This window comes from Pseudomonas serboccidentalis, assembly GCF_028830055.1.
GTDB lineage: Bacteria > Pseudomonadota > Gammaproteobacteria > Pseudomonadales > Pseudomonadaceae > Aquipseudomonas > Aquipseudomonas serboccidentalis.
Map to the genome: position 1 here is coordinate 4,045,019 of NZ_CP101655.1, position 21,955 is coordinate 4,066,973.

Annotated in this window: 20 protein-coding genes; 8 read left to right on the forward strand and 12 right to left on the reverse strand. The window is 60.4% G+C overall.

Going from position 1 to position 21,955, the window contains the following annotated elements:
• The first annotated feature begins 150 nt into the window (after positions 1-150).
• From rdgC to sugE, 3 genes are all read left to right on the forward strand, one after another.
• Complete coding sequence (gene rdgC, locus NN484_RS18455) at positions 151-1,071, forward strand: recombination-associated protein RdgC (protein ID WP_003223096.1); 921 nt, start codon at positions 151-153, stop codon at positions 1,069-1,071.
• Positions 1,072-1,221: 150 nt separating this feature from the next.
• Positions 1,222-2,187, forward strand: a complete 966-nt coding sequence (locus NN484_RS18460; RefSeq protein WP_274657623.1) for a bile acid:sodium symporter family protein — start codon at positions 1,222-1,224, stop codon at positions 2,185-2,187.
• 129 nt (positions 2,188-2,316) lie between these two features.
• On the forward strand, positions 2,317-2,631 hold the full coding sequence (sugE, locus tag NN484_RS18465; protein ID WP_215502958.1) for a quaternary ammonium compound efflux SMR transporter SugE: 315 nt from the start codon (positions 2,317-2,319) through the stop codon (positions 2,629-2,631).
• 97 nt (positions 2,632-2,728) lie between these two features.
• Here the strand turns inward: sugE and NN484_RS18470 are convergent, their stop codons facing one another.
• From NN484_RS18470 to NN484_RS18485, 4 genes are all read right to left on the reverse strand, one after another.
• A complete protein-coding gene (locus NN484_RS18470; protein ID WP_215502959.1) occupies positions 2,729-4,603 on the reverse strand; it encodes an MFS transporter in 1,875 nt (624 codons plus the stop codon).
• A gap of 97 nt (positions 4,604-4,700) precedes the next feature.
• On the reverse strand, positions 4,701-5,852 hold the full coding sequence (locus NN484_RS18475; RefSeq protein WP_274657624.1) for a TDT family transporter: 1,152 nt from the start codon (positions 5,850-5,852) through the stop codon (positions 4,701-4,703).
• A gap of 105 nt (positions 5,853-5,957) precedes the next feature.
• On the reverse strand, positions 5,958-6,269 hold the full coding sequence (locus NN484_RS18480) for a cupin domain-containing protein (RefSeq protein ID WP_027614074.1): 312 nt from the start codon (positions 6,267-6,269) through the stop codon (positions 5,958-5,960).
• A gap of 52 nt (positions 6,270-6,321) precedes the next feature.
• The gene (locus NN484_RS18485) at positions 6,322-7,509 is read right to left on the reverse strand and encodes an MFS transporter (RefSeq protein ID WP_274657625.1); all 1,188 of its coding nucleotides are present in this window, start codon (positions 7,507-7,509) and stop codon (positions 6,322-6,324) included.
• Between the two features lie 91 nt (positions 7,510-7,600).
• Between NN484_RS18485 and NN484_RS18490 the strand changes: the two genes are divergently transcribed.
• Entirely contained in the window at positions 7,601-8,143 is a 543-nt protein-coding gene (locus tag NN484_RS18490; RefSeq protein WP_274657626.1) for a TetR/AcrR family transcriptional regulator, read from the forward strand.
• A 258-nt stretch (positions 8,144-8,401) separates the two neighbouring features.
• On the forward strand, positions 8,402-11,872 hold the full coding sequence (locus tag NN484_RS18495; protein ID WP_274657627.1) for a hybrid sensor histidine kinase/response regulator: 3,471 nt from the start codon (positions 8,402-8,404) through the stop codon (positions 11,870-11,872).
• A gap of 82 nt (positions 11,873-11,954) precedes the next feature.
• On the opposite strand, the gene NN484_RS18500 is transcribed toward NN484_RS18495, so the two are convergent.
• Positions 11,955-13,319 carry a DNA recombination protein RmuC gene (locus tag NN484_RS18500; RefSeq protein WP_215502977.1) on the reverse strand — a complete coding sequence of 455 codons (1,365 nt, stop codon included), beginning with the start codon at positions 13,317-13,319 and terminating at the stop codon, positions 11,955-11,957.
• 175 nt (positions 13,320-13,494) lie between these two features.
• Positions 13,495-13,818 carry an SEL1-like repeat protein gene (locus tag NN484_RS18505; protein WP_115987168.1) on the reverse strand — a complete coding sequence of 108 codons (324 nt, stop codon included), beginning with the start codon at positions 13,816-13,818 and terminating at the stop codon, positions 13,495-13,497.
• A gap of 1,010 nt (positions 13,819-14,828) precedes the next feature.
• Here NN484_RS18505 and NN484_RS18510 point away from each other — a divergent pair.
• The 3 genes from NN484_RS18510 (at position 14,829) to NN484_RS18520 (ending at position 17,227) form a co-directional block, all read left to right on the forward strand.
• The gene (locus NN484_RS18510; protein ID WP_108589715.1) at positions 14,829-15,053 is read left to right on the forward strand and encodes a hypothetical protein; all 225 of its coding nucleotides are present in this window, start codon (positions 14,829-14,831) and stop codon (positions 15,051-15,053) included.
• Positions 15,054-15,326: 273 nt separating this feature from the next.
• Positions 15,327-15,809, forward strand: coding sequence for a hypothetical protein (locus NN484_RS18515; protein WP_127652641.1), 483 nt, complete (start codon positions 15,327-15,329; stop codon positions 15,807-15,809).
• A 146-nt stretch (positions 15,810-15,955) separates the two neighbouring features.
• Complete coding sequence (locus tag NN484_RS18520; RefSeq protein WP_215502964.1) at positions 15,956-17,227, forward strand: OmpP1/FadL family transporter; 1,272 nt, start codon at positions 15,956-15,958, stop codon at positions 17,225-17,227.
• Positions 17,228-17,284: 57 nt separating this feature from the next.
• Here NN484_RS18520 and NN484_RS18525 read toward each other — a convergent pair.
• The 6 genes from NN484_RS18525 to NN484_RS18550 all read right to left on the reverse strand — a co-directional run bounded on the left by NN484_RS18525 (position 17,285) and on the right by NN484_RS18550 (position 21,954).
• A protein-coding gene (locus NN484_RS18525) for an IS3 family transposase (RefSeq protein ID WP_425518791.1) occupies positions 17,285-18,507 on the reverse strand; the annotation gives its coding sequence in 2 pieces (ribosomal slippage) (positions 17,285-18,156 and positions 18,156-18,507; 1,224 coding nt in all).
• 139 nt (positions 18,508-18,646) lie between these two features.
• Complete coding sequence (locus tag NN484_RS18530; RefSeq protein WP_274657629.1) at positions 18,647-19,207, reverse strand: glutathione peroxidase; 561 nt, start codon at positions 19,205-19,207, stop codon at positions 18,647-18,649.
• Positions 19,208-19,260: 53 nt separating this feature from the next.
• On the reverse strand, positions 19,261-19,386 hold the full coding sequence (locus tag NN484_RS18535) for a hypothetical protein (RefSeq protein WP_274657630.1): 126 nt from the start codon (positions 19,384-19,386) through the stop codon (positions 19,261-19,263).
• A complete protein-coding gene (locus tag NN484_RS18540) occupies positions 19,383-20,591 on the reverse strand; it encodes an MFS transporter (RefSeq protein WP_274657631.1) in 1,209 nt (402 codons plus the stop codon). Before NN484_RS18540 ends, NN484_RS18535 begins: the two co-directional genes overlap by 4 nt.
• A 53-nt stretch (positions 20,592-20,644) precedes the next feature.
• The gene (locus NN484_RS18545) at positions 20,645-21,049 is read right to left on the reverse strand and encodes a MarR family winged helix-turn-helix transcriptional regulator (RefSeq protein WP_025111987.1); all 405 of its coding nucleotides are present in this window, start codon (positions 21,047-21,049) and stop codon (positions 20,645-20,647) included.
• 173 nt (positions 21,050-21,222) lie between these two features.
• Entirely contained in the window at positions 21,223-21,954 is a 732-nt protein-coding gene (locus NN484_RS18550; protein ID WP_274657632.1) for an adenosylcobinamide-GDP ribazoletransferase, read from the reverse strand.
• Between the last annotated feature and the right edge of the window lies 1 nt (position 21,955).

The following is a 21,955-nucleotide window of genomic DNA, read 5'->3' on the forward strand; positions in this document are numbered from 1 at the left end:
GTGTGGCGCGCATTCTACGGAGCGACCCAACCTCTGGCAAGCACTTTTTTAATTAATTTTCTCAGGCCTTCCAAAGGCTTAGAGAAGGGTTGGCCTATGACCCGGCGAAGACAATAATGCCCCCCTTTGTATAAAGGAGAGACTCACCCCATGTGGTTCAAAAACCTGCTGATCTATCGCCTGACCCAAGACCTGCCTGTCGATGCCGAGGCGCTGGAAACTGCACTGGCCACCAAACTGGCTCGTCCATGTGCAAGCCAGGAGTTGACCACCTACGGTTTCGTCGCGCCGTTCGGCAAGGGCGAAGATGCTCCACTGGTGCACGTCAGCGGTGATTTCCTGCTGATCGCTGCCCGTAAAGAAGAACGTATTCTGCCGGGCAGCGTCGTGCGCGACGCGGTCAAGGAAAAGGTCGAAGAGATCGAAGCCGAGCAGATGCGCAAGGTCTATAAAAAGGAACGCGATCAGATCAAGGATGAAATCATCCAGGCTTTCCTGCCGCGCGCCTTTATCCGCCGCTCGTCGACCTTCGCCGCCATCGCGCCGAAACAGGGCCTGATCCTGGTCAACTCGGCCAGCCCGAAACGCGCCGAAGACCTGCTTTCCACAATGCGTGAAGTGCTCGGCACCCTGCCCGTCCGCCCGCTGACCGTGAAAACCGCACCGACCGCCGTGATGACCGAGTGGGTCACCACCCAGCAAGCCGCCCCGGACTTCTTTGTTCTGGACGAGTGCGAGCTGCGCGACACCCACGAAGACGGCGGCATCGTGCGCTGCAAGCGTCAGGATCTGACCAGCGAAGAAATCCAGCTGCACCTGAGCACCGGCAAAGTCGTGACTCAGCTGTCGCTGGCCTGGCAGGACAAGCTGTCGTTCATGCTCGATGACAAGATGACCGTCAAACGCCTGAAGTTCGAAGACCTGCTGCAGGATCAGGCCGAACAGGACGGTGGCGACGAAGCCCTCGGTCAACTGGACGCCAGCTTCACCCTGATGATGCTGACTTTCGGCGACTTCTTGCCGGCGCTGGTTGAAGCGCTGGGTGGCGAAGAGACGCCGCAGGGGATCTAAATACCTGTGATGTACAAAATGTAGGAGTGAGCCTGCTCGCGATGAGGAACTGACATTCAACGCAAATATTGACTGAACAACCGCTATCGCGAGCAGGCTCACTCCTACAGTTGTTTTGTAGTGTTCATTATTAATAACAAGGAACAAGCCATGCGCGCACTGGCTGCACTCAGCCGCTTTGTCGGCAACACCTTCGCTTACTGGGTTCTGATATTCGCCGTGATCGCGTTCCTGCAGCCGACATGGTTCCTGGGACTCAAAAGCGCCATCGTGCCGTTGCTGGGCCTGGTGATGTTCGGCATGGGCCTGACCCTCAAACTCGACGACTTCGCTGCCGTTGCCCGCCATCCGTGGCGTGTGGCGCTGGGCGTGGTTGCGCATTTCGTGATCATGCCCGGCGTGGCGTGGTTGCTCTGCCAGATCTTTCACCTGCCGCCGGAAATCGCCGTCGGGGTGATTCTGGTCGGTTGCTGCCCAAGCGGCACGTCTTCCAACGTGATGACCTGGCTGGCCCGCGGTGATCTGGCGCTGTCGGTGGCGATCGCTGCCGTGACCACCCTGCTCGCTCCGCTGCTGACCCCCGCGCTGATCTGGCTGCTGGCTTCGGCGTGGTTGCCGGTGTCGTTCATGGAGTTGTTCTGGTCGATCCTGCAAGTGGTATTGCTGCCAATCGTGCTCGGCGTGGTTGCGCAACGGTTGCTCGGCGACAAGGTGCGCCACGCGGTGGAGGTGTTGCCGCTGGTGTCGGTGGTCAGCATCGTGATCATCGTTACCGCCGTGGTGGCCGCCAGTCAGGCGAAGATCGCCGAGTCCGGGCTGCTGATCATGGCGGTGGTGATGCTGCACAACAGCTTCGGCTACTTGCTGGGTTACTTCACCGGGCGCCTGTTCAAGTTGCCGTTGGCGCAGCGCAAGTCACTGGCACTGGAAGTCGGCATGCAGAATTCGGGATTGGGCGCGGCGCTGGCGAGTGCGCACTTCTCGCCGTTGGCGGCGGTGCCGAGCGCGTTGTTCAGCGTCTGGCACAACATTTCCGGGGCGCTGCTTTCGACCTACTTCCGACGCATGAGCGAGAAAGAAGACCGTGAGGCACTGGCGCAGCAGCCAGCCGACTGATTTCGAAACTTGATCCTCAGGTTGATGTTGGGCAACATCTTGCCGGCAACCACACTACGCGGGGACGACCCTGCGGCTCGATCGAGTACTTAATCTGGGGACGACCCCGTCAATCGATGGAGGTCTCTCATGTCCTGGATCATTCTGTTTTTCGCCGGCCTGTTCGAAGTCGGCTGGGCCGTCGGCCTGAAATACACCGACGGCTTCACCCGCCCCCTCCCCACCGTATTGACCGTTGCGGCCATGGCCATCAGCCTTGGCCTGCTGGGTTTGGCAATGAAGGAATTGCCGCTGGGCACGGCCTACGCGATCTGGACCGGGGTCGGTGCCGTGGGCACGGTGATTGCCGGGATCATTCTGTTTGGCGAGTCGATGGCGTTGATCCGGCTGGCCAGTGTGGCATTGATCATCACTGGTTTGATTGGCCTCAAAATTAGCACCTAGGCCTCTACCGCTATCGCGAGCAGGCTCACTCCTACACAGGGACGCATTTCAAATGTAGGTGTGAGCCTGCTCGCGATGAGGTCAGATCAGCTGGCAACTATCGAACGCCGCCGCGCAATTCGCCCACCAAGCCCTGCAACTTCGCTGGCTCCGCCGCTTCAACCGCTACCGCCGAACCCGCCACCAATGTCACCCGCGACCACAACCGCTTGAACAGGCCCTTGTTCGGATCGCGACTGAAGAAACTCCCCCACAACCCTTGCAGTGCCAGCGGAATCACCGGCACCGGTGTCTCCTCGAGAATCCGCGTCAGCCCACCCTTGAACTCATTGATCTCGCCGTCGGTGGTCAGCTTGCCTTCCGGGAAGATGCACACCAGCTCACCGTCCTTCAGGTACTGGGCAATCCGGGTGAAGGCCCTTTCGTAGATCTGGATGTCTTCGTTGCGCCCGGCAATCGGAATCGTCCCCGCCGTGCGGAAGATAAAGTTCAACACCGGCAAGTTGTAGATCTTGTAGTACATGACAAAGCGAATCGGCCGACGCACCGCGCCACCAATCAGCAGCGCATCGACGAACGACACATGGTTGCACACCAGCAACGCCGCGCCCTCGTCCGGGATCGTGTCGAGGTTGCGATGCTCGACGCGGTACATGGAATGGCTGAGCAGCCAGATCATGAAACGCATGCTGAACTCGGGGACGATCTTGAAGATATAGGCGTTGACGCCGATGTTCAGCAGCGAGACCACCAGGAACAACTGCGGAATCGACAGCTTGACCACACTCAGCAGCACAATCGAAACGATCGCCGACACCACCATGAACAGTGCGTTGAGTATGTTGTTGGCGGCAATCACTCGCGCCCGCTCGTTTTCGGCGGTGCGCGACTGGATCAAGGCGTACAGCGGCACAATATAGAAGCCGCCAAAAATGCCGAGGCCGAGAATGTCGACCAACACCGCCCAGGTATGCACGAAGCCCAACACTTCAATCCAGCTGTGGCCGACGACACTTTCCGGGATACCGCCGGAGTGCCACCAGAGCAACAGGCCGAACACGGTCAGACCGAACGAGCCAAACGGCACCAGACCGATCTCGACCTTGCGCCCGGAAAGCTTCTCGCAAAGCATCGAGCCCAGCGCAATGCCGACCGAGAACACGGTGAGAATCAGGGTGACCACGGTTTCATCGCCGTGCATCCATTCCTTGGCGTATGCCGGGATCTGCGTCAGGTAAATCGCCCCGACAAACCAGAACCACGAGTTGCCGACAATCGAGCGCGACACCGCGGGCGTCTGGCCCAGACCGAGTTTGAGGGTGGCCCAGGACTGGCTGAAGATGTTCCAGTTCAGGCGCATTTCCGGCGACGCGGCAGCAGCGCGCGGAATGCTGCGACTGGCGAGGTAACCCAGCACGGCAATGCCGACAATCGCAGTCGACACCAGTGGCGCGTAATGGGTCGAGGACATGATGACCCCGGCGCCGATGGTCCCGGCGAGGATCGCCAGGAAGGTGCCCATCTCCACCAGACCGTTACCGCCGACCAGCTCATCCTCGCGCAACGCTTGCGGCAGGATCGAGTACTTCACCGGTCCGAACAGCGCCGAGTGGGTGCCCATGGCGAACAGCGCCACCAGCATCAGCGACAGGTGATCGAAGAGAAACCCGATCGATCCTACGGCCATGATCGCGATTTCTGCGAGTTTGATCAGACGGATCAGCGCGTCCTTGGCGAATTTTTCCCCGAACTGCCCGGCCAGCGCCGAAAACAGAAAGAACGGCAGGATAAACAGCAGCGCACACAGGTTGACCCAGATCGAACGGTCACCCTCGATGGTCAGCCGATAGAGAATGGCGAGAATCAGCGATTGCTTGAACACGTTGTCGTTGAAGGCGCCCAGCGACTGCGTGATGAAAAACGGCAGGAAGCGCCGGGTGCGAAGCAGGTTGAACTGTGAGGGGTGACTCATCTTCCGTGTTTCCCTGAGGTCGGTAGAGAATGGCCTGGATCTGAATATTGGAATCCCGATCCACGATCCAGGCCACACATTACCTAAACTTTTCAGGTTATTTCTTCAATCCTGCAATACACGGCGAAACAAACAGCTCACCGCGCCACGCGCCTTGCAGGGTGCGTTTACCGACGATCAGCCACATCACCGCCAGCAAGGTCACCAGCACGCAGCCCACCACACTGAAAAACCCGAGGTTCAGCGTGCTGGCGAGCTTGAGGGTCGCCAGCGAATACACGCCCAGCGGGAAGGTGAACCCCCACCAGCCGAGGTTGAACGGGATGCCGTCACGCAGGTAGCGAGCGGTGATCAGCAGCGCCATCAACATCCACCACAAGCCAAAGCCCCACAGGGTGATGCCGGCGACCAGCCCAAGGCCCGCAGCGATTTCACCGATGCCCGGCAGACCGTTGGCGGCGAAGATTGCCGGCGCATCGCTGCCCAACAGCAACATGCCCAACGCGCCGGTGCCGATCGGGCCGAGAGCCAGCCAGCTCGAAGCGGCCATGTTTTCGTGAGGCAGTTTGTGCAAGGCCATACGCAGCAACAGGATGGTCAGGATGCTGAACGCCACGGGCAGGGAAAATGCCCAGAGCACGTAGCTGGTGGCCAGCACCACCAGTTGCGCGTGAGCATCGGCCAGATGCGGTGCGAGCAAGCCACCGCTGGCCGCCGCCACTTCTGCCGCGACCACCGGCAACAGCCAGACGGCGGTCATCTGGTCGATGCTGTGTTCCTGGCGGGTAAACATCATGTAGGGGATCAACACGCCGCAGGCCAGTGACATCGCCACGTCGAGCCACCACAACACTTGCGCGAGATGGATCACGCCCTCGCCCCAGCGTGGCAGGCCGAACAGCAGGAAGCCGTTGATGATGGTCGCCAGGCCCATGGGAATGGTGCCGAAGAACATCGACACAGTGGAATGGCCGAAGATCCGCCGCGCCTCATCGAAGAACAGCACCCAGCGCGCGGCATAAGCGAATGTAAACAAGGTGAACAACAGAATGTTGAACAGCCACAACCCTTCGGCCACCGCGTGCAGCCCGGGAATCGCCACCGGCAGTTGCGCCAGCGCCAGCGCCAGCACGCCAGTGCCCATGGTCGCGGCGAACCAGTTCGGGGTGAATTGACGGATCACTTCACGCGGATGCTGAAGCTGGCTGAACGGCTTGATGCCGGGTTTGGTGCTGTTGGGGCAAGTCATCATGAACTCCTGTCCTCAGGTGAGGTTGAGTCCATGGTAGAACCGAATCGAATATCTATATAACGGGTAATTTCTCTAACTGTTATCTACTTTACAGATAAGCAGTCAAACACTGCCTTCGCTTTCTATCACCAGGATCCGCGCCGCCCCTTGCGGATGCGCCACGTGTTCGGTGCCGACCGAGGCGTAGAAGATGTCGCCGACCTCAAGCAGCACCTGCTTTTCCTCACCCTGTTCGCGATAGCGCATCTGCACCTGACCGTCGAGCACCACGAACACTTCCTCGCCATCGTTGACGTGCCATTTATACGGCTGGTCGGTCCAGTGCAGGCGCGTGGTGATGCCGTTCATGTTGGCGATGTCCAGCGCGCCCCAGGCGCGCTCGGCGGTGAACGACTTGCTGCGGATAATCTTCATGTGTCGATCCGTGAAAATACAGGGCCGGCCAAGGCTAACCCAAACCGCGTGCTTATGGCGCGCGGCAAACCTTGGCCGCGGGTGAACGCAGACTGAGCAACAGCGCGCCGACGGCCAGCACGATCAAAGCAATGCCGTAACCATCGGTGGTCGCCAGCAGGCCAAACGTGCGGGTCAAATGCCCGGCCAACAACGCCGGCAGACAGAACGCCAGATAACTCAGCGCGTAATACGCCGACATCAACCCGGCTCGTTCATGGGGCAAAGCCAACGGCACCAGGCTGCGCACCGCGCCCAAAAAACCCGAGCCAAAGCCACAACCGGCGACCAGGGTGCCGAGGAAAAACAGCGGCAGACTGGCGCTGTGCACGCCGAGCAGAATCAGCAGCAACCCGGCGGGCAGCAGACTGGCACCGATTTGCAGGGCCTTGCTGGCGGGACGATTGCGCAAGGTGAAGATCATCAGCGCGCCTGTCACGGTCAACGCCGAAACGGTCGCACCGCCGATCAGATTCGACGTCGAACCCGTGGCGGTGCGCACCAGCGACGGCGCCAGCGAGGCGTAAAAGCCGCCAAGGGCCCAGGTCGCGGTGTTCAACGGCAGCACGCGCCACAGGGTCGAACGCGCCTGGACCGGCACATGCAGGGTCGGCCGCAACGAAGCCCAGGCTCCGGCCTGCGAGGTGACGCTTTCGGGCAGGCGCCAGACGTACACCGCCTGCAACGCAAACAGCGCGAGCAGCAGCCAGTAAGTCAGTTGCAACGGCGCCGGGGCGAACTCGGCCAGCAAACCGCAACCCATGCTGCCCAGCGCCATGCCGAGCAACGGTGCAACACTGTTGATCAATGGCCCTTGCTGGCGGTCGGTGTCGAGCAGCGTCGCACTCAAAACGGCGGTGGCCATGCCGGTGGCGAAACCTTGCAGCACCCGCGCGCTGATCAGCCAGGCGACACTGTCGGCGCAGATAAACAGCAGCATCGCCAGCGCATTGAGCAGCACCGCGGTAAAAATCACCGGTTTACGCCCAAGATGGTCGGACAGCGATCCGACCGTCAACAGGGCTGCCAGCAGACTCAGGGCATACACGCCGAAAATCAGGGTCAGCACCGCTGCCGAAAAGTGCAGTTGATCCTGATACAGGTGATAGAGCGGGGTCGGCGCTGTGGAAGCGGCGAGAAAACTCAGTAAGGTGATCGCCAGAAAAATCAGGCTGCCACGGTTGGACGCAAGGCTGGTCATGGGCACACTCCGCAAAAGCTAATTTTTTGCTTTTGCGGAGTGTGCACTTGGCTTTGGCTTAAAGCAAATTCTTTGTGTTAAGGTCTGACGCATGGCTATTAAAGAAGGTTTACGCCCCGGCGGCCGCAGTGCCCGGGTGCAAGAGTCGATTCATTCGGCAGTCCGCGCACTTCTGCAAGAACAGGAGCGCTCGACCGTGACCGTGCCGCAAATCGCCGCACGCGCCGGGGTGACGCCGTCGACGATCTATCGACGCTGGGGTGATCTGGCGGCGTTGCTGGCGGACGTCGCCCTCGCCCGTATGCGCCCGGACAGCGAACCGGCCGTGACCGGTGACCTGCGCGGTGACATCCGCGCCTGGGCCGAGCAGTATCTCGACGAGATGAGCTCCGAACCCGGGCGCCACATGATGCGCGACGTGCAGGCCAGCGCCACGCCGGGGTATTGCGTGATGATCCTCGGCGCGCAGTTGCAGACCATCATTGACCGCCACCCGGATGAAGCGGCGCCGAGCGTTGATCGGTTGATCAATCTGGTGGTGGCGCCGGTGGTGTTCCGGATTCTGTTTTCGGCGGCGGCGCTGGAGGTTGAAGAGTTGCATCGGCTGATTGATATCGCACTGCAACAGGGCTGACGCCGCCCCCCATGTAGGAGCTGCGGCACGCTGCGATCTTTTGATCTTGATTGCAAAGATCAAAAGATCGCAGCCTCGTTTCACTCGACAGCTCCTACAGGTTTTTGTATTCGGCAACGTCCCGCAAAAACCACCCGATTTCATCACTGCGACACCCCGCCACGCCGCGACCTTGGTCGACACTGACTAACCGCCGCACTCATGCGAGACTGTCCGCCCGGGCAGGACTGCCGGGGAGTCTTCTGTCGGGAGTGTTGCATGTCGTTGTCCACCGGGCTGATCGCCGCCGTCGCCCTGGCCTATATGGCCATCATGTTCGCCATCGCCTTCTACGGCGACCGTCGCAGCACCCCGTTGCCGCCGCGGATGCGCGCGTGGGTGTACAGCCTGTCGCTGGCCGTTTATTGCACCAGCTGGACGTTCTTCGGCGCAGTCGGCCAGGCCGCCGAACAACTGTGGTCATTCCTGCCGATCTACCTCGGGCCGATCCTGTTGCTGCTGGGCGCGCCGTGGGTCCTGCAGAAAATGGTGATGATCAGCAAACAGGAGAACATCACCTCGATTGCCGACTTCATCGCCGCGCGCTACGGCAAATCGCAATCGCTGGCGGTGGTGGTCGCGTTGATCTGTCTGGTTGGCGTCCTACCGTACATCGCCCTGCAACTCAAAGGCATCGTCCTCGGCGTGAACCTGTTGATCGGCGCCGGTGCCGACGCCATGGGCACCCGCGCCCAGGACACCGCGCTGATCGTGTCGTTGGTGCTGGCGCTGTTCACCATCGTCTTCGGTACGCGCAACCTCGACGCCACCGAGCACCACCGGGGCATGGTCCTGGCAATCGCGTTCGAATCGCTGGTCAAGCTGTTCGCCTTTCTCGCTGTCGGCGCGTTCGTGACCTACGGGCTGTACGACGGTTTTGACGACCTGTTCAATCAAGCGATGCTCGCGCCACGGCTTGAGGAATACTGGAAAGAAACCATCAACTGGCCATCGATGGTGGTGCAGACCGGGGTGGCGATGATGGCGATCATCTGCCTGCCACGGCAGTTTCACGTCACGGTGGTGGAGAACATCGACCCGCAGGACCTGCGTCTGGCCAAGTGGGTGTTCCCGGCCTATCTGGCGCTGGCCGCGCTGTTCGTGGTGCCGATCGCCCTCGCCGGGCAGATGATGCTGCCCAGTCACGTGCTGCCCGACTCGTTCGTGATCAGCCTGCCGCTGGCCCAGGCCCATCCGGCCTTGGCGCTGCTGGCGTTTATCGGCGGTGCATCGGCGGCCACCGGCATGGTGATCGTCGCCAGTGTGGCGCTGTCGACCATGGTCTCCAACGACATGCTGTTGCCGTGGCTGCTGCGGCGCAACAACGCCGAGCGCCCGTTCGAAGTGTTCCGCCAGTGGATGCTCTCGGTGCGCCGCCTGAGCATTGTGCTGATTCTGCTGCTGGCCTACGTCAGCTACCGCTTGCTCGGCTCCACGGCGAGCCTGGCGACCATCGGCCAGATCGCCTTCGCCGCCGTCACCCAACTGGCCCCGGCGATGCTCGGCGCGCTGTACTGGAAACAGGCCAACCGCCGTGGCGTTTTCGCGGGCCTGGCCGCCGGTACGTTCCTCTGGTTCTACACACTGGTCCTGCCGATTGCCGCCCACAGCCTGGGCTGGTCGCTGAGCACTTTCCCCGGGCTGGCGTGGCTGCACAGCAACCCGCTGAACCTGCCGATCACCCCGCTGACCCAAGGCGTGGTGCTGTCGCTGGCGGGCAACTTCACCCTCTTCGCCTGGGTCTCGGTGCTGTCGCGCACGCGGGTCTCGGAACACTGGCAGGCCGGGCGCTTCATTGGTCAGGAAATCAGCGCTCGCCCGAATGCACGCTCGATGCTCGCGGTGCAGATTGATGATTTGCTGCAACTCGCGGCGCGGTTTGTCGGTGAAGAACGTGCGCGGCAGAGCTTCATTCGTTTTGCCTACCGTCAGGGCAAGGGTTTCAACCCGAACCAGAACGCCGACGGCGAATGGATCGCCCACACCGAACGCCTGCTGGCCGGTGTGCTCGGTGCCTCTTCGACGCGCGCGGTGGTCAAAGCTGCGATTGAAGGTCGGGAAATGCAGCTCGAGGACGTGGTGCGTATCGCCGACGAAGCCTCCGAAGTCCTGCAGTTCAACCGCGCCCTGCTGCAAGGCGCAATCGAGAACATCACCCAGGGCATCAGCGTGGTCGACCAGTCGCTGAAACTGGTGGCCTGGAACCGCCGTTATCTGGAGTTGTTCAACTACCCGGACGGCTTGATCAGTGTCGGCCGGCCGATTGCCGACATCATTCGCTACAACGCCGAACGTGGCTTGTGCGGCCCCGGAGAGGCGGAAGTCCACGTTGCCCGGCGCCTGCACTGGATGCGTCAGGGCCGCGCGCACACCTCGGAACGCTTGTTCCCCAACGGCCGGGTGATCGAGCTGATCGGCAACCCGATGCCCGGCGGCGGGTTCGTCATGAGCTTCACCGACATCACCGCGTTCCGCGAAGCCGAGCAGGCGCTGACCGAGGCCAACGAAGGGCTGGAGCAGCGCGTCAGCGAGCGCACCCAGGAACTGTCGCAGCTCAACGTCGCACTGACCGAAGCCAAGGGCAATGCCGAGGCTGCCAACCAGTCGAAAACCCGCTTTCTCGCGGCGGTCAGCCATGACCTGATGCAGCCGCTGAACGCCGCGCGCCTGTTCTCCGCCGCCCTGTCCCATCAGGACGACGGCTTGAGCAGCGAGGCGCAACAACTGGTGCAACACCTCGACAGTTCGCTGCGCTCGGCGGAAGACCTGATCAGCGACCTGCTGGATATTTCCCGCCTGGAAAACGGCAAGATCAACCCGGATCGCAAGCCATTTGCGCTCAACGAGCTGTTCGATACGCTCGGCGCCGAATTCAAGGCGCTGGCCCAGGAGCAAGGCTTGACCTTCCGCGTGCGTGGCAGCCAATTGCGCATCGACAGCGACATCAAATTGCTGCGGCGGATTCTGCAGAACTTCCTCACCAACGCCTTCCGCTACGCCAAGGGGCCGGTGCTGTTGGGCGTGCGGCGACGCGGCGGCGAACTGTGCCTGGAAGTGTGGGATCGCGGGCCGGGCATTCCGGAAGACAAGCAACAGGTGATTTTCGAGGAGTTCAAACGCCTCGACAGCCATCAGACCCGCGCCGAAAAAGGCCTCGGGCTGGGCCTGGCGATTGCCGATGGCTTGTGCCGGGTGCTGGGCCATACGCTGCGTGTACGCTCATGGCCAGGGCGTGGCAGCGTGTTCAGCGTCAGCGTGCCGCTGGCCCGAGCGCAATCGGTGCCGGCGAATGCTGCCGTCGAGTTGAACGGCAAGCTGCTCAGCGGCGCGCAGGTGCTGTGCATCGATAATGAAGACAGCATTCTGATTGGCATGAACAGCCTGCTGACCCGTTGGGGCTGTCAGGTGTGGACGGCGCGCAATCGCGAGGAATGCGCGGCGTTGCTGAACGATGGCGTGCGGCCGCAACTGGCATTGGTCGACTATCACCTCGACCACGGCGATACCGGAACGGAGCTGATGGCGTGGCTGCGCACCACGCTGGGAGAGCCCGTGCCGGGGGTGGTGATCAGTGCCGATGGTCGCCCGGAAACCGTGGCACAGGTGCACGCGGCGGGGCTGGATTATCTGGCCAAACCAGTGAAACCGGCGGCGTTGCGGGCGTTGTTGAGTCGGTATGTGCCGCTCTGAAAAGATCGCAGCCTGCGGCAGCTCCTACAGGATGATTACGATTCCAATGTAGGAGCTGCCGCAGGCTGCGATCTTTTGATCTTCACTCTGGCAGTTCGACCAGACCATCGACATCCGTCATCGCCCGCTCCAGCAAGTCCGCCGGCAGACTCTTGCTCGCCCGCGCCCCAAGCAGCTTGAGCTGCTCGCTACGGCTGACCAGATTCCCGCGTCCTTCCGTGAGTTTGTTGCGCGCCGAGCTGTAGGCCTTGTCCAGCTGTTGCAGGCGATTGCCGACCTCGTCCAGATCCTGAATGAACAGCACGAACTTGTCGTACAGCCAGCCGGCACGCTCGGCGATTTCCCGGGCGTTCTGGCTTTGCCGCTCCTGCTTCCACAGGCTGTCGATCACCCGCAACGTCGCCAGCAAGGTGGTCGGGCTGACGATTACGATGTTGCGGTCGAACGCTTCCTGAAACAGCGTCGGCTCGGCTTGCAGCGCGGCGGAAAATGCCGCCTCGATCGGCACGAACAGCAACACGAAATCGAGGCTGTGCAAGCCTTCCAGGCGTTTGTAGTCCTTGCCGGCGAGGCCTTTGACGTGACTGCGCAGCGACAGCACGTGCTGCTTGATCGCGATCTGGCCGATGCTGTCGTCTTCAGCAGCGACGTACTGCTGATAAGCGGTGAGACTGACTTTGGAGTCGACCACCACCTGCTTGTCGCCCGGCAGGTAAATGACCACGTCCGGCTGGAAGCGCTCGCCGTCCGGGCCCTTGAGGTTGACCTGAGTCTGGTACTCACGGCCCTTCTCAAGCCCTGCGTGCTCCAGCACCCGCTCAAGAATCAGCTCACCCCAATTGCCTTGGGTCTTCTGACCTTTCAGGGCGCGGGTCAGGTTGGTCGCTTCGTCGCTCAGACGCAGGTTCAGCTGCTGCAGACGCTCCAGTTCCTTGGCCAGCGAGAAGCGTTCGCGGGCTTCGGCCTGATAGCTTTCTTCCACGCGCTTTTCGAAGGACTGGATACGTTCTTTCAATGGGTCGAGCAACTGCCCCAGGCGCTGCTGGCTGGTCTCGGCGAAGCGCTGCTCGCGCTCATCGAAAATCTTGCCGGCCAGTTCGGCGAACTGTGCCCGCAGCTCATCGCGCGAACCTTGCAGGTCGTTGAGGCGTTGTTGGTGGCTTTCCTGTTGTTCGCGCAGTTCGGCATTTAGCGAGGCGGCCTGGGCATCGAGACGCCGCAGTTCGGCTTCCTTGTTGGCGCGCTCGATGTTCCAGGCGTGGGACGCATCCCGAGCATCATCGCGCTCGATCTGCAGCAGCTCGACTTCCCGGCGCAAGGCGGCCAGTTCAGCCTGCTTGGCGGCGTTGGCCTGAGCGAGATCGACCGCCTCATCGCGGCTGGCGTCCAGCTGCGCGTTGAGCCCGTCCTGCGCCAGTTGCGCCATGGCCAGTCGCTCTTCGAGCAAGGCGACCTCGGCTTGTCCGTTGCTCGCCCGGCGCTGCAGTTGCCAGGCCAGCGCCAGCAGCGGCAACCCCGCGCCCGCCAGACCGAGCAACACGCTGGTCAAGTCCATAGCCATAGCCACTCCTGCCGATTCGATAAAGCCTGAAGGTTAACCAAGGTGTGGGGCGTTGGACAGCTCAGTCTTCGAGCAGACCGAGTTCCTGTTGCGCACGTCGATCACCGGCCCGGGCGGCCTGACGCAGCAGGTCTTGACCGATACGCCGATCCCGGGCATTGCCGCACTCACGGCACATCAACTGACCGAGACGGCTTTGCGCCGCGACCACACCTTCGCGTGCCGGTTGCTTGAGCAGACGCCCCGCCAGGTGCTTGGCATTGCGGCTATCGCCCAGACGCGGACTGTCGAGCAGCCACTCGGCCACACGTACGGAAAATCGCTTGGGAGAGGTAACACGAGGGTGTTCGGAGGTAACAGAGTCTGATACTGAGCGAAACTTCATAAAACACTGTGGGGCAGATCGGAAGGCGCGCCACTCTACTCTCTTTTTCTTACAGGTAAAGTCGAAAAAAAACCCGGCACGCCCGTCCTAGAGCAAGCGCTAGGGACAATCCACAGAAGCTGTGGATAACTCAGTGGACAACCGCTCTCGAACCTCCGCAAAGCCTTATGGAATGGGGCTCGCAGTCAAACTGACGATTTTTTCACCAACAAAAAAAAGCGATGTTTTTCATTGACTTAAACTTTTGATACAGGCAGTCATGCGAGTCAGGATCGGTATGACAGCGTGGTTACAGCTTGCGCAACTAATGTGCACAAGTACCTGTTACCCGGTTATATCGATGCGCTCTTTCGGGTCGTTTCAGTCCTCAGGCTGGGGATAAGCGGGTTGGCGATGGAGATAGCTGCACGCTTTTGTGGCGACGGATGGTTCATTCGCGAGCAAGCTCGCTCCCACGGTTGGCCATGATCCCCTGTAGGAGTGAGCCTGCTCGCGAAGAGGCCAGTACTGCCACCCCATGCTTGCGCTACCGGTTGTAATTTTTTTTGCCGCAGGGTTTGCAATGCTCAGAACGATCCGTTAGTATCCGCGGCGTTAGTACCAAGCTGAAAGTCAATTCCGGTCGAACACATCCCCACGGTCAATCTTCTTCCCAGAAGCCCTTCACCGAAAAAAGCGGGAACGACCCCTCGATGGTTTCCAGGTAAATCTTGCGCCAGCACTGCCTTTGAATGAATGCAAAGGGTGTTGCGAAGAGCACTTACTCTGACCGAACCAACCTGCAAATTGATCAGGATCTTCACCCCGGGCCCAGAACCTCTGCCCTCGATGTGTTGCCTGTCCTCCTAAGTACCTACCTGCCAGCCCAAGCGCGCCAACTTAATAGCGCTTCAAACTGGCTGCTTTGTTCCAGTCGGGTTCTTCGTACGACCAATGGTGGTCGACGTTACTGGAACGTTTTAACGTTGCACGGTTCTTATCCGTGTCATTTGTAGGAACACCTAATAACTATGTCTACTCAAATCCAGACTCAGGATGCCATTCGCACCCTAACCAATGCTTTTGCTCCGATGAACTGCCTGATCATGGCCGCTCGCAAAGGCTGCTTCAGCTTCACCGTGGTCAATGAACACGGGATCGCCCGCCACAGCGAGCGCCTGTACCCCGATCAATACTCCAGCGCAGAACCGCTGCAGGCCGTGATCGACCGTACACGTCAGGCCCTGGTTGCCTGAAAGCCGAAAAGGCTGCAAAAGCAAAAGCCCCGCACAAAATGCGGGGCTTTTTATTGCCCGATGTTTCGCTTTTAGCCCTGCGCGCCTAAGTACCAACGGATATAACGTTTTTGGCTCGCTGCCGGAAATATTTTAAAAACAGGCCTTTACGTCGCGAATATGACACTACACTTCAACTCAAGCGGCTTGATCCGCTTCCGGCGAGCCTGAGTCGATCCACCGCTGCCAAGGCCCCTTCAGGTTTCGCCGCCCATTACAAGAATCGAGGGCATTATGGGTATCGCTGCCAGCGAACTGTGTCGCTACGTGATCCGTCCCACTCTGATTTATCTGGGACGTCACTGCGCAACGGCCGAATCCCTGTTGCTGGGCATCGCTGCCAGCCAGTCCGCCCTTGGCTCCGCCCTGCATGACCGCCGTGGCCACGGCCTCTACCGGATCGCCGAGCATCGCCACCAGGCCCTTTGGGACCACTATCTGGCACTCGATCCGGAGCGGGCCAGCCTGGTTCGCGGCCTTGCCAGCCAGCATGCTTTTCTCAGCGGTCCGCACCTTGAATTGACCGTCAACCTGCGTTACGCCACTGCCATCGCCTGGCTGCTGGTCGAAGAACAACACCCCACCCTCCCCGACCCGGATGACCTGCTGGGCATGGCGCGAATCTGGCGTCAGACCTTCCAGCCTCAGGGGCGTCTGCGCGACTTCACGTACGCCTGGCAAACATGTGTTTCACCCATGAATCAGGTTGCGTGCTGACCCACCGCTTTTAAAAGATCGCCCAACCGGTCGCGATTCTGGTCGGATTGTCCTACAAAACCGCTCTAACTCAAGGCATAGGGGCTATAGCGCTGGAACGAAAATGTTGGTAATTTTCGCCCCGGTGATCACCAGGAGTTCTAATAATGAAAAAAGTCATGCTCAAAACCACCCTTAGCCTCGCCGTTACCATGGCATCCACCCAGATCTTCGCAGCTGGCTTTGCCATCAACGAACACAGCATCAGCGGGATGGGCACGGGTTACGCTGGACGATCTTCTTCTGCCGACGACGCAAGCACTGTTTATGGCAACCCTGCCGGCATGTCGCGCATCACGCGTGAACAAGTCACTGGCGGCGTTGCATTCCTCGATGCCAAGACCGATATCAGCGACGCCAGCTCCAGCCCTAACGGCGGCAGCAACAAAGGCGACATGGTGCCCTTCACCTCCGTACCTATGGGCTTCTACGTCAAACCGATTGATGAGCATTGGGCATTCGGCCTCGGCGTATACGTGCCGTTCGGCCTGATTACCGACTACGAAAAAGGCTTTGCCGGCCGCTACTTCGGCAGCAAGTCCGAAGTACAAGTCATCACCTTCCAGCCAACGGTCAGCTACAAATTCAACGACGTGGTGTCGATAGGTTTCGGTCCAACCATCAACCGTATCGACGGCACGCTGGAATCCAACCTCTCGATCACCCAGGCCGCCCCGGACGGCAAGGTCAAGATCAAGGGTGACGACACCGCGCTGGGCTACAACATCGGCGTGCTGGTACAGGCCACCGACACCACTCGCCTGGGTCTGACCTACCACTCGAAAGTCGACTACAAGCTCGAAGGCAATACCAAGGTCAACTACGGCGTGCTCGGCGCAGTCGGCCTGGGCGCCCAGCAGAAATACGACGCTTCGCTGAAGATCACCACGCCTGAATCCGTGGACTTCTCCGTCACTCAAGCGATCAACGATCGCTGGAACGTCTATGCCGGTAGCACCTGGACCCGCTGGAGCCAGCTGGAAAAGATCACCGTCAAGAACTCCGGCGTGCAGCCGCTGCTGGCGGGTCAGTTCGGCGAGATCACCGAAGACCAGAACTGGCACGATTCCTGGGCTTACGCCGTGGGTACTTCGTACCAGTTGAACAAGGAATGGGTACTGCGCACCGGTCTGACCTTCGACCAGTCACCGACCAACAACGTCGACCGTTCGCCACGCATCCCGACCGGCGACCGGACCATCTTCAGCATCGGTGCCGGCTGGAGCCCGACCGAAGACCTGACCATCGACGTGGCTTACTCGTACCTGAAGGAAGAGTCGGTCAAAGTCCACAATCAAAACGATCGTGGCCAGACCTACGACGCCAAGTATGAAAACTCGGCAAACGGTTTCGGTGTCGGCGCGACCTATCGCTTCTGATGCTGCACGGCGAGGCTGATCCCTCGTGTCTAGTCCTGAAATAGGTTTACACCTGTTTCACCCTAACGCCCGATGCACCGCATCGGGCGTTTTGTATTTTAAAGAGAGGTGCGGCCGCTCCTGGTTGTAGATCGTGACGGCCTCTCGCACCATCTGTGTGGCCTGCGCAAAATCCGCAGGTCGGTGGATCAAGAACTCTGTTTTCAAGATGCCGTTGACCCGCTCTGCCAAGGCGTTTTGGTAGCAGTCGTAGCCGTCGGTCATCGAGCAGGTGATGCCATGCTTTGCGTGCATTTCTTGATAAAGGGCCGAGCAGTACTGGGCGCCTCGATCCGAGTGATGGACTAGTTTCTGAACGCTTCGACGTCGCTTCAAAGCCATTCGAAAGGCTTGCACCACGGAGTTGGTGTGCAGACTTTCATGCACGTGATAGCCGACTATTTTTCTCGAAAAGACATCCGTCACTAAACTCAAATAGGCAACACCATCACGGGTAGGCAGGTACGTAATATCGGCCACCCAGACCTGTTCTGGGCCAGTAGCGACTATTTGTTCCGGGCTTGGTTTGAGCAGATTGGGGTGTCGGCGGAAGCGATGATGGCTGTCGGTCGTCTTGTGATACGCCCATTTTCTGCGAACCAACTGGCGGCTTTCCCGCAAAACCGCGAACAAACGATCCCGGCCAACATGGAGCTCCTGTTGCTCACGCTGCTCATGCATCATCGAATGCAGCTTGCGAGTGCCGATGCACGGTTGGCGAGCACGGACCTTCTCTACAAACGTTATGACCTGCTGATCCTGGTCGGCCCGAGCCCTGTAGACCCGGTTGCGTTTGTAATAGGCCTGACGGCTTATTCCCATAAATTGGCAAGCCCTGCTGACACTCAGGGTTTGGGTTTGCGCAACGACTTGCCGGGTCGCTTTTTTACGACAGATACGCCGTAGTCATTTTTCAGAACATCGACCACGGCTTCAAAGAATTGGGCTTTCTGAGTTGCCAGCGCCAGTTGTTCCTCGAGTTCTTTGATTCTTTGCTCGGGAGTCAGTGGCAAGGTTGGCTCGTCCATAGGTCTGATCCTCTGGGAGCGAATGGAGGCGCCTAGGCTCCAGTCCTGGCGACCGTGTTTGCGTAACCAAACCAGCACCGTCGACCGCCCCTGAATCCCATAGCGCCGCTGAGCCTCTTTATAACTCAACTCGCCTTTTTCGACCTGGTCGACAACCGATAATTTAAAAGCCAGTGTGTAATCACGCTGACTGCGCTTCGTGCCCGTATCCATTGCACCTTCCTGAAAAGAAGTCAGAAGGTGTAAACCTTATTCAGGACGGGACATCGCCCACAAAAAAGCCCCGTTCTCTGTGCAGAGGCGGGGCTTTTTTGTGGCTGAACGGCAAACCCGTTCCGCAGCGCCTACAGGATCATGGTTGCAGTGGTTTGGTGGCGATAGCCTTCTCGATCGCCGCGATAAATTCCGGATCATCCGGTTTGGTCAGGCTGGAGAAGTTCGCGATTACCTTGCCTTGCCGGTCGATCACGTACTTGTAGAAGTTCCACTTCGGCGCGCTGCTCTGTTCCGCCAGCACCTTGAACAGGTGAGTCGCGTCATCGCCCCGGACTTTCTGCGGCTCGGTCATGGTGAACGTCACGCCGTAGTTGGCGTAGCAGACCTTGGCGGTTTCGGCGCTGTCCTTGGACTCCTGTTTGAAGTCATTGGACGGCACGCCGAGCATTTCCAGACCTTGCGCCTTGTAGCGCTGATTGAGCGCTTCAAGCCCCTCGAATTGCGGGGCGAAGCCACAGAAACTGGCGGTATTGACCACCACCAGCGGTTTGCCGGCGTAGCGCTGGCAGAGATCGATGGATTCCTTGGCGCGCAGCTTGGGCAGCGAACCTTGCAGCGCCTCCGGACAATCAGCGGCCTGGGCCAGTCCGGTCAACGCCATCAGCAACGCGGGTACAGCACACCAGCGCATGAGCATGTCGGGCATCCTTGAGCAGTTCATCAGGCCCCGACGTTACTCGCCATCAAAGCCTACAGGCAAGCGCCCATGCCCAGCTGCATCAGTGCCAGGCCGCCCTGATGCCAGCCCCACCACACCAGCGCCAGCAACGCGGCGCCGAGTGCAGCGAAGGCGAATCGCGGCCATGAACGTTTCATGCGGCGCTCATACCGGATTGCAGACGCGCCACCGGACGCTCACGCACCGGCCAGTTCAGCGCGGCCGCCAGCAGGCTCAAGAGAACCGCCACTTGCCAGATCAAGTCATAACTCCCGGTACGGTCATACACCACCCCGCCCAACCAGCCGCCGAGAAACGAGCCGATCTGATGGAACAGGAACACGATCCCGCCGAGCATGGACAGATTGCGCACACCAAACAAGGTCGCCACCGTACCGTTGGTCAACGGCACCGTCGACAGCCACAGGAAGCCCATTGCCATGCCGAACAGGTAGGCCGAGGTGGTCGTCACCGGCAGCCACAGGAACAGCACGATCACCACCGCCCGCAGCAGGTACAACGCCGTCAGCAGACGCGGCTTGGACATGCGCCCGCCAAGCCAGCCAGCGGTGTAAGTCCCGAAGATGTTGAACAGCCCGATCAGTGCCAGCACCGTGGTGCCGACCGTGGCCGGCAGATGCTGATCGACCAGATAGGCCGGGAGATGCACACCGATGAACACCACTTGAAATCCGCAGACGAAAAAGCCGAACGCCAGCAGCCAGAAGCCGGAATGCGAACAGGCTTCGCGCAGCGCTTCAGTCAGGGTCTGTTCATGGCCCAGCACCGGCAGCGGCTTGTCCTTGAGCATGCTCACCAGCGGCACGATCAGCGCCACCAGCAGGCCAAGCACCAACAACGCTGCCGACCAGCCGAGCCAGCCGATCAAACCCAGGGTACCCGGCAGCATGGCGAACTGGCCGAACGAGCCGGCGGCGCTGGCGATCCCCATGCCCATGCTGCGTTTTTCCGGCGGCACCGCCCGACCGACCACGCCGAGAATCACCGAGAACGAGGTGCCGGACAGGCCGATACCGATCAACAGACCTGCGCTCAACGACAAGGTCAGCGCCGAATCGGACAGGCCCATGAACACCAGGCCCAAGGCGTAGAGTACCCCGCCGATCAGCACCACTTTCGCCGCACCGAAGCGGTCAGCCAGCGCGCCAGTGAACGGCTGCGCCAGCCCCCAGATCAGGTTTTGCAAGGCGATGGCGAAGGCGAACACCTCACGCCCCCAGCCGAACTGTGCGCTCATCGGCGACAGGAACAGACCGAAGCCGTGCCGCACGCCCAACGACAACGCCAGAATCAGCGCACTTCCCAGCAACACCCAACCGCACGTACGCCACATCGATGTCATTGTTATTCTCCAGTCGCGGGTATATACCCGCTTGAATCCGGAAAAACCGGCCCTCAGGCCAGTTCGTCCAACAGTCGCAGCAAGGTTTCACGCTTCTCGGCACCCAGGCGATCGATCAATCGCTGTTGCGCCGCCTCCCAGGCTGGCAGCGCCGCCGCCAGGCGCTGCACGCCGGCTTCGGTGAGCCTGACGATGCGGTTGCGCATGTCCTCGCCCTCGGCCAGCGCCACCAGGCCCTCGCCTTCCAGCACCCGCAGATTGCGCCCCAGGGTGCTGCGATCCAGGCCCATGGCTTCGGCCAGTTCGGAAATGCTCGGTTGATCCAGACGCTGCAGATTGCACAGCAAAGAATACTGGGCAACGTTGATCCCGAAGCCGTCGAGAGCGCCGTCGTAATGCCTGCTGACGCCACGAGCGGCGCGACGCAGGTTGGTACACAAACACTGAGAAGGAAGCATGATGCGTGTATATACCCGCGACTGTGTTAAATCAAGTTACATGTGTTTTTTCAGGGGTGTTTCCGGTGCCTGGCAAACGGCTATCGCGAGCAGACTCACTCCAACAAAGTGACCGCATTCCCCTGTAGGAGTGAGGTGCTCGCGATGAGGCCAGAACAGGCACCAAACACCTATCAGACCAGCACCATTCCAACCAATACCGCCATCTCCAGCAATTCCAGCAACGCCCCCGCCGTATCGCCCGTCGTTCCGCCCAACCGCCGCATCATCACCCGCCGCAGCCAGACAAACCCGACGAACGCGACAACCAGCGCAACAATCGCTTTAACCCCGGCGATCAGCAAACAGGCCAGCACACTCACCCCAAGCATCCACCAACCCGCTCTGCGCGGCAGATGATCAGCCAATGCCTGCCCCAACCCTCCCGCGCGGACATACGGCGTGGTCAGAAACAACCCCAGCAGCGCCGCGCGTCCCAGCAACGGCACGATGATCAGCGTCACCCCATGCTCTTGCTCGATCAGCGCCAGCAACGCGGTGAACTTGAGCAACAACACCAGCACCAGCGTCACCACAGCAATCGGCCCGCTGCGTGGATCCTTCATGATCGTCAGCGTGCGCTCGCGATCACCGAAGCCACCGAGCCAGGCGTCGGCGCTGTCGGCCAGACCATCGAGGTGCAGCGCGCCGCTGAGCAGCACCCACACCGTCAACAGCAGCGCCGCATGCAGCAACAACGGCGCGCCGGCCAACGCCAGGTGCAGCGCCCAGAGAATCACCCCGAACAGCAACCCCACCAGCGGATAAAACAGCAACGAACGCCCGAGCTGTTCCGGCTCCGGCATCCCCGGCAGACGAATCGGCAAGCTGCTGAGAAATTGCAGGGCGATCCACAGCGGCAGCATG